Annotated in this window: 9 protein-coding genes, 1 tRNA gene and 1 pseudogene; 7 read left to right on the top strand and 4 right to left on the bottom strand. The window is 35.7% G+C overall.

Annotated elements, in window-relative coordinates; all coding sequences use genetic code 11:
* Positions 1–19 precede the first annotated feature (19 nt).
* Entirely contained in the window at positions 20–1,897 is a 1,878-nt protein-coding gene (locus tag HMPREF0013_RS19870) for a potassium transporter Kup (RefSeq protein ID WP_005804491.1), read from the bottom strand.
* Between the two features lie 118 nt (positions 1,898–2,015).
* On the opposite strand from HMPREF0013_RS19870, the gene HMPREF0013_RS19865 reads away from it, so the two are divergent.
* The 3 genes from HMPREF0013_RS19865 (at position 2,016) to elbB (ending at position 3,805) form a co-directional block, all read left to right on the top strand.
* Positions 2,016–2,105: transfer RNA gene (locus HMPREF0013_RS19865), tRNA-Ser, on the top strand.
* Positions 2,106–2,240: 135 nt separating this feature from the next.
* Positions 2,241–3,053, top strand: coding sequence for a helix-turn-helix transcriptional regulator (locus HMPREF0013_RS19860; protein ID WP_005804490.1), 813 nt, complete (start codon positions 2,241–2,243; stop codon positions 3,051–3,053).
* Between the two features lie 89 nt (positions 3,054–3,142).
* Entirely contained in the window at positions 3,143–3,805 is a 663-nt protein-coding gene (gene elbB / locus HMPREF0013_RS19855) for an isoprenoid biosynthesis glyoxalase ElbB (protein WP_005804489.1), read from the top strand.
* 60 nt (positions 3,806–3,865) lie between these two features.
* On the opposite strand, the gene HMPREF0013_RS19850 is transcribed toward elbB, so the two are convergent.
* Together HMPREF0013_RS19850 and HMPREF0013_RS19845 are read right to left on the bottom strand one after the other, a co-directional pair.
* Positions 3,866–4,207 (bottom strand): DHCW motif cupin fold protein, encoded by a 342-nt coding sequence (locus HMPREF0013_RS19850; protein WP_005804488.1) that lies wholly within the window; start codon positions 4,205–4,207, stop codon positions 3,866–3,868.
* Positions 4,208–4,334: 127 nt separating this feature from the next.
* Complete coding sequence (locus HMPREF0013_RS19845) at positions 4,335–4,892, bottom strand: NAD(P)H-dependent oxidoreductase (RefSeq protein WP_005804487.1); 558 nt, start codon at positions 4,890–4,892, stop codon at positions 4,335–4,337.
* Positions 4,893–5,008: 116 nt separating this feature from the next.
* Between HMPREF0013_RS19845 and HMPREF0013_RS19840 the strand changes: the two genes are divergently transcribed.
* The 3 genes from HMPREF0013_RS19840 to HMPREF0013_RS19830 all read left to right on the top strand — a co-directional run bounded on the left by HMPREF0013_RS19840 (position 5,009) and on the right by HMPREF0013_RS19830 (position 7,541).
* Positions 5,009–5,344, top strand: a complete 336-nt coding sequence (locus HMPREF0013_RS19840; protein WP_005804486.1) for a winged helix-turn-helix transcriptional regulator — start codon at positions 5,009–5,011, stop codon at positions 5,342–5,344.
* 27 nt (positions 5,345–5,371) lie between these two features.
* A complete protein-coding gene (locus HMPREF0013_RS19835; protein WP_005804485.1) occupies positions 5,372–5,590 on the top strand; it encodes a DUF6500 family protein in 219 nt (72 codons plus the stop codon).
* 196 nt (positions 5,591–5,786) lie between these two features.
* Positions 5,787–7,541: a hypothetical protein gene (locus tag HMPREF0013_RS19830; protein ID WP_005804484.1), complete on the top strand. Its 1,755-nt coding sequence runs from the start codon at positions 5,787–5,789 to the stop codon at positions 7,539–7,541.
* Between the two features lie 46 nt (positions 7,542–7,587).
* Here the strand turns inward: HMPREF0013_RS19830 and HMPREF0013_RS19825 are convergent, their stop codons facing one another.
* Complete coding sequence (locus HMPREF0013_RS19825) at positions 7,588–8,139, bottom strand: TetR/AcrR family transcriptional regulator (RefSeq protein WP_005804483.1); 552 nt, start codon at positions 8,137–8,139, stop codon at positions 7,588–7,590.
* A 439-nt stretch (positions 8,140–8,578) separates the two neighbouring features.
* On the opposite strand from HMPREF0013_RS19825, the pseudogene HMPREF0013_RS19820 reads away from it, so the two are divergent.
* Positions 8,579–8,799 (top strand): annotated as a pseudogene (locus tag HMPREF0013_RS19820) (helix-turn-helix domain-containing protein); the annotation flags it as partial.

Here is an 8,799-nt window from a genome sequence, read left to right as displayed (position 1 = left end):
TTTTTTATTACATCAATTTTTATATTTCGATTTGACTACCTAACTCAACCACACGGTTGGTTGGAATTTGGTAGAAGTCACTCACCGGACTGGTATTACGCTGCATAGAGATAAACAGTTTTTCTCTCCACGGAGACATACCATCGCCCACCGAATGAACAATACGATCACGGGAAATAAAGAAGCTAATGTGCATCAAGTCATATTCAAGACCTAGCTGCTCATAGGCTTGCATCAGTGCTTTTGGTACATTCATTTCATCTTTAAAACCGTAGAAGATTTTAATACGGAAGAAATGTTCAGCTAAAGTTTCAGTCGTAATACGCTCTTCTGGCGCAACGAACGGTACATCTTCAATAACGACCGTCACCAAGATATTACGCTGATGTAGCACTTTGTTGTGCTTTATGTTATGCAGCATGGCATGTGGCACAACGTTCGGTGTACCTGTCATAAATACTGCATCACCCGGCACCCAGTGCACGCTATTACCAATACTTTTCACAAACAAATCGAGTGACAAGGTATCGTGTTCAAGTTTGGCAAAAGTAAGCTCACGACCACGTTTCCATGTCATTAAAATGGTCACGGCAATCGCACCAATGAGTAATGGCACCCAACCGCCCGACAAGATTTTAAGTGAAGTGGCACCGACCAATACCGACTCTAAAACAAAGAACGGAATAATCAGGAGTAGTACTTTTGGCAAGCTCCACTTCCAAGCCGAGTAGATAAACACCGCAACCAAAATCGTGTCACACAGCATCGTCAAGGTCACAGCTAAGCCATACGCACTTGCAAGGTTCGAACTGCTTTTGAAGATCAAGATTAGGATAATAATTGCGATTAAAAGTAACCAGTTTAAGAAAGGAATATAAATCTGGCCTTCTTCTGACTCAGAAGTATGTTTAATACTTAAACGTGGTAAATAACCCAATTGAATCGCTTGACGCGCAAGAGAAAACACCCCAGAAATTACAGCTTGAGAGGCAATTACCGTTGCCATGGTTGCCATAATAATCATTGGGTAAAGTGCCCACTCAGGCACCAATAAATAGAACGGGTTTTCAATTGCCGCTGGGTCTCTAAGCAATAATGCGCCCTGTCCTGCGTAGTTTAAAACCAAGCACGGCAACACGACAAAGAACCATGCCATACGAATTGGCACTGGTCCGAAATGGCCCATATCGGCATAAAGTGCTTCACCACCAGTTACCGTTAACACTACAGCACCCATCACAAAGAATGTCATGATTGGATGGTGATAGATAAACTGAATGGCCCAGTGCGGACTAAACATGCCTAACACCACAGGGGTCTGAATGACGCTATGAAGACCTAATAATCCTAAAGATAAGAACCATACCATCGTGATCGGGCCAAAAAACTTACCGACAAAGGCCGTACCGTGTTTTTGTACTAAAAACAAAGAAATGATAATGGTAATCGCAATCGGCATGATGAACGGGTCAAACACATCGGTGGCAATAGACAAGCCTTCAACGGCTGACAATACCGAAATGGCTGGGGTAATAATACCGTCACCAAAAAACAGCGATGCACCGATAAAACCAATGGCAATCATGTAGATTTTTTTGTTATCGGCAATTTTGGCTTTACGTAAGTTCAATGCGAGTAAGGCCATGATCCCGCCTTCGCCGTTGTTGTCTGCACGCATGACAATCGCGACATACTTGATGCTGATGATCAGCATTAAGCACCAAAAAATAATAGATAAAATTCCTAATACGTTTTCAGGCTGAATTCCCAACCCATGCGCTGCATGGAAGGACTCTTTCAAGGCATAGAGCGGACTTGTTCCGATGTCTCCAAAGACCACTCCAAGAGCTGCCAAAGCCGTGGCAGGCAAGGTCGCTTTTTTGGCCGTATTTTGCATTGTGTAATTAAACCAATATGATTTTTAGCGCAATCTTATCACCTCTATTATTTTTTTTCTGTAATGCTCGTCTTAAATCTTGGCAGGACTCGTTTTTTTAGTTACTATCGCACGCCTTGGTGAGGTGTCCGAGTGGCTGAAGGAGCACGCCTGGAAAGTGTGTATACGTTTGCGCGTATCGAGGGTTCGAATCCCTCTCTCACCGCCAGAATTCAAATTTAAAGAAGCTTAAACCTAATGGGTTTAGGCTTTTTTATTGGCTCAAACATTAGAAATAGCCAAAAAAATATTGATAATTTTACATCCATCACAACATCTAAATTTTATTAAGCATTTAAATTCAATGCAGAATCTTATTTCTTTAGCTAAAAAAAGCCTGCTCGAGCATAGCAACTTAAACCTGCCTTTTGCGGTCTATTCAGCGTACCAAGAGCAAAAAATCACAAACGTTCCGATTTCTAAACCCTTACTGATTATTGTGTTAAGTGGTTACAAAGAACTTGGAAAAACTGAAAATATTAAGTGTGATGCCGGCTCTTTTATTTTTTTAGCCAACAGCTCCAGCATTGATATGCGTAATATTCCTGATCAGGAAGAATATTTCGCCCTTCTTATCGAGTTTGATTTTGAAGATTTTAATGACTTGTCTCAAAACGCGGGTACTTCTCAAAACTATGTTCAAGGCCAACTTAATTCTCTTTTAGAAAGTGCCCTGCATCAGTTTATAGACTTCTCTTTAGTTGCTCCTCCTTCTGCGTTTAAGTTTAGAAAAAGGGAGCTTTTAGAGCTTATTTATTATTCGGGCTATACCAACATTGCTAAACTCAACATGAATACAAGCTTGAGTGAAAAAGTTCAGGCCTTTATTTCTGATCATTTGTCTACAGAACTCACCGCTGAATTTATCGCGGCTCAACTTTTTATGAGTTCATCGACGCTACGAAGAAAACTTAAAAGTGAAGGAAACAGCATTCAGGGCATTCGTAATAGAGTAAGACTGGGACACGGATTACATTTACTTCAAACCACCAATAGCAGCATTGGGAATATTGCTTTTGAATGTGGCTATCAATCTCAATCTCGATTTACTGAAAAGTTTAAAAATTTATTTGGTATTACTCCACGCGAGCTACGCAAAACTAGAATGCTTACTTAGGGCGAATTTATGGCAAATCTGCGTATAAAAAATTTTTAGAAGAAAACTTAAGATCTTTTACACATTTAAAAAAGGTTTTAAGAAAGCAAATGAAAAAAGTAGCAGTCATTTTATCGGGTTGTGGTTATTTAGATGGTTCTGAAATTAGAGAGTCTGTTTTAACCCTACTAGCTTTAGATACAGTACATATTGAATATCAAATTTTTGCACCTGATGAACCTTTGTTTCATGTCATCGACCATGTGAGTGGCGAAATAAACATGACTGAGCGAAGAAATATTTTACAAGAAGCAGCAAGAATTGCCCGTGGTGAAATTTCACTACTGCATAAGCTGGATGCAAATGAATTTGATGGTCTTATTTTGCCAGGTGGTTTTGGTGTCGCAAAAAATTTATCAACGTTTGCCTTTAAAGGCGCAGAGGCACGAGTACATGGTACAGTGGCTTCAATTTTAAAAGCGTTTCATCAGAGCAAGAAACCGATTGGAGCAATCTGTATTTCGCCTGCAATCTTGGCGCTTACGTTTGGCGACTTACACCCAACTATTACGTTAGGGTCTGACCTTAACATTGCTAAGGAAATTGAAAAAACGGGTTCAATTCACCATGTCTGTCAAACTAAAGAATGCATCGTAGATAAAGAAAACTTATTTGCTACTACCCCTGCTTATATGGATGATCAAGCTCATTTAAATGATATCTATGCAGGTATTACAAGCTTGGTTGATGCCATGACAGCTTTAGCAAATTAAAGTGCTTGATGAGGGATAGAGATTGCTATCCCTTTATTTAATTGCTTTCTTTGTATAAATCTAATCAACGATAAGTAACTTCGCACCATTCAGGCTAAAAGACTGATGGGGCTCGGAGTTATCGCCTACTTGATAACTCATACCTGAAGTTAAAGTAAATGTTCGACCGTCTTTCAATCTACTTTCTAGCTCGCCTTCTAGGCAAAATAATATATGTCCTTTTTCACACCAATGATCAGCCAAGTAGTTTGCTGAGTATTCCACAAGCCTTATTCTAATTTTATTTGTTTCTTCACCAAAAAATTGAGTTTTCCAATAAGCTTTTCCAGTTTCACCACTATATTCAGTGACTTCAATTTCTTCCCAGTTTGTAATTTGAAATGGAAAAGGCGCGATATTCATAATTTTTCCAAAGACATATTATTGTATTTTCAACTTATAGACAAAATTGTTTTTTGCAAACTGTTTATTAATAAATCATATAGATACCAGCAGGCCCAAACCTCACATTCAGGCCTCCTCTTAAAACTTACTCAGACAACGCTAATAACTTCTGAACATACTGTACCGCATTATCCGCTATGTCTTGGTGTGTCGGAATATCGTCATCTTCTGATGGGTTTGTGTCTATACCATAAAATGCATGAAGTGGTTGATAATCCGCGCCAACATATAAAGCCGTTAGCTTAAATGGAGTAAAAATCTGCTCTAAAGAAAGCTTGTATTCACCATACTCTGAATAAACTTTTTCTTTTACACCAGCAGACACAGCCAACATAAATTTCTTATTTTTAAGCTTGTCACCTGTTGAACCATACGCCCAACCATAGGTCACAACTTCATCAAGCCATTGTTTCAAAAGCGGTGGACAGTTAAACCAATACACTGGAAATTGAAATACTAAATTTTCGTGTTCTTCTACCAATGCTTGCTCTTTGGCAACATCAATCACCCCGTCTGGGTAGGCCTGATAAATTTGGTGAACCGTAAATTGGTCTGGGTGTTTTTCTATTTCCTCTACCCATCTTTTATTTACAACAGACTGGTCTATGTGAGGGTGAGTAACAATGACTAATGTCTTTTTCATTATGAAAACACTCTTATCGGAAAGTAGATAAATCGATTATAGAAGTGTGCTTTCCTAAATATAAGTACGGTAATTTGTGTTATATACTATCCTAAAAGATAGTGTAGGTTTAAAAAATGACTGAATGCGTTCCATCATATACGCCGTTAGAAGAGACAGGTTTTGGGTACACCCTTTCTTTAATTAATGGCAAATATAAAATGATTATTATGTATTGGCTGTATGAAAAAAATGTCATGCGTTTTAATGAGATGCAACGCTGCATTGGTAATATTTCGTTTAGAACACTCAGCAATACACTTAAAGAATTGGAAAGAGATGGACTGATTACCCGCAAGGAATATCCTCAAATTCCGCCTAAAGTTGAGTACCGTCTTTCAGAAAGAGGACAGTCTTTAATTCCTTTGTTAGATATGATGTGCCAATGGGGCGAGCGGAATATGAATTCTTAGTTTTATAGAGTTGAAGTGATACTAAATATGAGAAATGAATTAAGAGAAATTTTTATTAAGGGATGCGACGATAAAATTGAAAAGAAGGGACATAATGTCGGTCTGTCTTTTTATGCTTTTTTTAAAAATAAAAATGACAACCCTGAGCTACTGATGGAAGCAGCGCATTGGTGGATTATGGAGCATAAGTTAGATCACTTCGAGAAAGCTGTGAAAATTAAGAAGCTGGTTTTGAGTGAGCAATGAAAGTTAACGTGAAAGACTATCAAAACGAGGATAGTCTTTAATTCTTATACTAGAGATAAAATTATACATTAAAGGAGAATGTAATTAGAAAATGATAAAGAATTAATCTGACCACTTAAATCAATAATTTTAATTCCCAATTAAAAATTTTTGTTAAAATTATAGTTAATATTTATAATTTTTCTAGGCAATATTTATGCTATTTATAAGTTCTAATGCTTGGCACACAAATGAAAATTTAAGTTTATTATTATTTCTGGGTCAAAAATTTGATGAATTATTTTTTGACTATACTTTAGACTCTTACAAACCTCCTGCTTTAAATCCATCATTTATTTGTAGAGAAGCTTTGTCCCTAATTAATGATATAGAAAATGAAGTTATAGATAGAAATAATTTAACTTTTGTGTTGGAAGAATTAGATTTCTCTTTAAGAAATGATATTATTGTAAAAAATCTATTAACTTCTGAAATTGAAAAATTTGTTTTAAAAGGCGAAAATGTTCGGTTAAGTGATTTAAAGTTAAGACTAGAAGTTCTAGAAAAAGTCTTAAATCCATTGAATTATTTTACTTTATGCTGCGAGCTTTTATTAAATGAAATTTCTGATAATAAGGGTTCAAAAAAGACAATTAATCAACTAGCTACTTTACTAGCATCTTTATTAATTAATATGGGGATTTCTAAACAACATATTTATGAAAAAACAAAGGAATTCTTTTTTAGTGAAAGAGAAATTAAAGATGTTGAAGAAGTTCAAGATTTTTTTCAGTTAATTTCCCCAACCCATCACCATTTTGAAATTTTTTTCCTCGTTTCAAAAGATATATTAACTATAAAGAATTCTGTAAATCAATTTGATATTGAAATTATAGATGATCTACCACATAAGTTTTCTCAATTAGCAGCATCAAAAAAATTAAATAAGAGAAAATCTGAAGTGTGGGTGAGAATTGATGACATAGAAACTTTTGACCGACATTCAGCTAGACGTTTAGCTGAGAATACTTTAGAGATTATGAGTGATTTATTCTCACTTTATTCACATAAGAAAAAAATTATATGGCGATCTAATGCAATAATAACACAATGTTGTGAGAATATTGATAAAGTTATTAGTAAAGCAAAAAGTCCTATGGATAAGTGCATTGATGTAAGACCTCATACTGCTTCAAAAAAATTAAACTATTTTTTAGAAAATATTTCTTTGAAGAAAGATTCATTCAAGAAACTTAATCGAGTAATAGACTTACATTCAACCGCATTAGCTAGTGATTTAGCTGAAAATCAATTAATTAATATTTGGATAGCAATAGAAACTATTGTTCCCTCAAGTATCAATGGAGGTGGAAAGGTTAAAAAAATATGTAATGCCCTAGAACCAATCCTACTAAAAGAATATATAAATCGCTTATTACAGAATTTAATTAGAGATCTTTTGAAATGGGGTAGAAGCAATTTAACTGATATTTTAAAAGAAATTGACAATTACAAAGATAAAAAAATAAATCAGTTAGTACTTGAGCTCATAGCTTTAGATAAATATAAACCTTTAAGAAATACTTTATATCAAAATTTAGGTAACTTCCACCTACTTAGATATAGATGTTTTGAATTATCAGAAATTTTTAAAAATCCCAAAAATGTCTTAGCAAAGATATCATTGCATGAAAAAAAGGTAAGTTGGCAATTACGTCGAATTTATCGAACCAGAAATCTTATAGTTCATAGTGGTCGCTCTTTACCTTATATTGATACTTTAATCGAAAATTCACATGATTATTTAGATCAAACGATTAATGCCGTTGTAAAATATTCAGGTGGATACTTGAATGCCGATACTTTAGAACAAGTTTTTGAAATGGCAAAATTAGATTACGAATCCTTTAGTAAGGAATTAAAATTAATTTCATCTTTTGATGAAAATAATATACTCATGCTTTTAAACTAACTAATATTTAAGTTTTAAAAAGGCCTAAATCTAGGCCTTCCTCTCATCAAACCCGCCTTAAAAAATACTCAAGCAATCTATCTCTGTCCTTTGCTTGATCTGAACCTAAAAGTCCAAAAATCGCGCCATCAATCATAAATACAAAAATATCAGACTCTTCATATGTGGCTCTTTTTTTAGATTCTCTCAACACCCAGAAAATTTCATTTTTAAGCCATCGCCTATATCTGAGTGCAGTCTGATAGGCGTTTGGATAAAGCTTTTTAATTTCAAAAATCGCTTTAAACAAAAGGTAATAGGCTCCTTTTAAGTCGGCATGTAAAAGGTAAATTTGCCTGAGTTGATGAACCAAATCTGGATATTGACGAGCTTCGCTTATCGCCCTCACTTTTTCTTTTAACTGCTCTTTTTGGACCAACAAACACATTTCAATCAGCCTTTCTTTGGAGTGAAAGTAGTTGTAAAAGGTGGCTTTAGTCATTTTGGCCTCACTAACAATTCGGTCCACCCCGACCTTGTTAAAGCCATGTTGTTTAAATAACTCTGCTGCTGTGTATAGCGCCCGCGTCGCTCGAAAGGAAGCTTCTAAATTTTTCATGTATACCGCTTAAAATAATTTCTTGTTGTAAATAAAAGAGATAGAAATGCCGTCACTCTTAAATTGAGTGCTAAAAACAGGCATGCAAAAGCCGCACAAAAATGGTGTGCTTGCCTATCTCGGATTTTATTGTTGCTATGATTTTTTAGTCGTAATGACCTATGGCTTAAAACCTAGAGTCGGTTAAACCGTTTTAAAGACCAGTTGGGTATCGAGTCAAAGATTTTGGCGAAGGTAGCCAATGAAAGAGATGAAATAGTACGCATGTGCGGACTCCTTGTGTGTAAAGGAGTTCTACCCAATCACTGTCAAATGATGGTGGCAGAACGAGAGAAGGTTGACAGACTGACACACAAGAATCAGCACGCACAAGGCGTCCCTCCCTCGCCCTGAACTGCACCCCATAAGTTAGACTTTTAAAACTTATGAGGTGTGCTCTATGCCAATTCCGAAGCATTCAAAAGAGTTAAAATTAAAAGTCATTCAAGCTTATTTAGAGGGAAGTAAAGGATATAAAATCCTTTCACAAGAATTTAATGTAGATCTCCAAACCATCCGCTTATGGATTGAAAACTATAAGGCACAAGGTGAAGATGGCCTGAATGTTAAAACTAAAAAACCTACTACTCTTCCGAATTTAAAATCAAGGCTGTACAAATG

The organism is Acinetobacter sp. SH024 (assembly GCF_000163635.1).
Classification (GTDB): domain Bacteria; phylum Pseudomonadota; class Gammaproteobacteria; order Pseudomonadales; family Moraxellaceae; genus Acinetobacter; species Acinetobacter pittii.
Note: the sequence above shows the minus strand (reverse complement) of the source record. Positions and strands in the feature narration are given on the sequence as shown.

Coding starts and splice junctions, on each gene's coding strand:
- HMPREF0013_RS19870 (WP_005804491.1), bottom strand. CDS start 1,897: ATGCAAAATACGGCCAAAAAAGCGACCTTGCCTGCCACGGCTTTGGCA.
- HMPREF0013_RS19860 (WP_005804490.1), top strand. CDS start 2,241: ATGCAGAATCTTATTTCTTTAGCTAAAAAAAGCCTGCTCGAGCATAGC.
- elbB (WP_005804489.1), top strand. CDS start 3,143: ATGAAAAAAGTAGCAGTCATTTTATCGGGTTGTGGTTATTTAGATGGT.
- HMPREF0013_RS19850 (WP_005804488.1), bottom strand. CDS start 4,207: ATGAATATCGCGCCTTTTCCATTTCAAATTACAAACTGGGAAGAAATT.
- HMPREF0013_RS19845 (WP_005804487.1), bottom strand. CDS start 4,892: ATGAAAAAGACATTAGTCATTGTTACTCACCCTCACATAGACCAGTCT.
- HMPREF0013_RS19840 (WP_005804486.1), top strand. CDS start 5,009: ATGACTGAATGCGTTCCATCATATACGCCGTTAGAAGAGACAGGTTTT.
- HMPREF0013_RS19835 (WP_005804485.1), top strand. CDS start 5,372: ATGAGAAATGAATTAAGAGAAATTTTTATTAAGGGATGCGACGATAAA.
- HMPREF0013_RS19830 (WP_005804484.1), top strand. CDS start 5,787: ATGCTATTTATAAGTTCTAATGCTTGGCACACAAATGAAAATTTAAGT.
- HMPREF0013_RS19825 (WP_005804483.1), bottom strand. CDS start 8,139: ATGAAAAATTTAGAAGCTTCCTTTCGAGCGACGCGGGCGCTATACACA.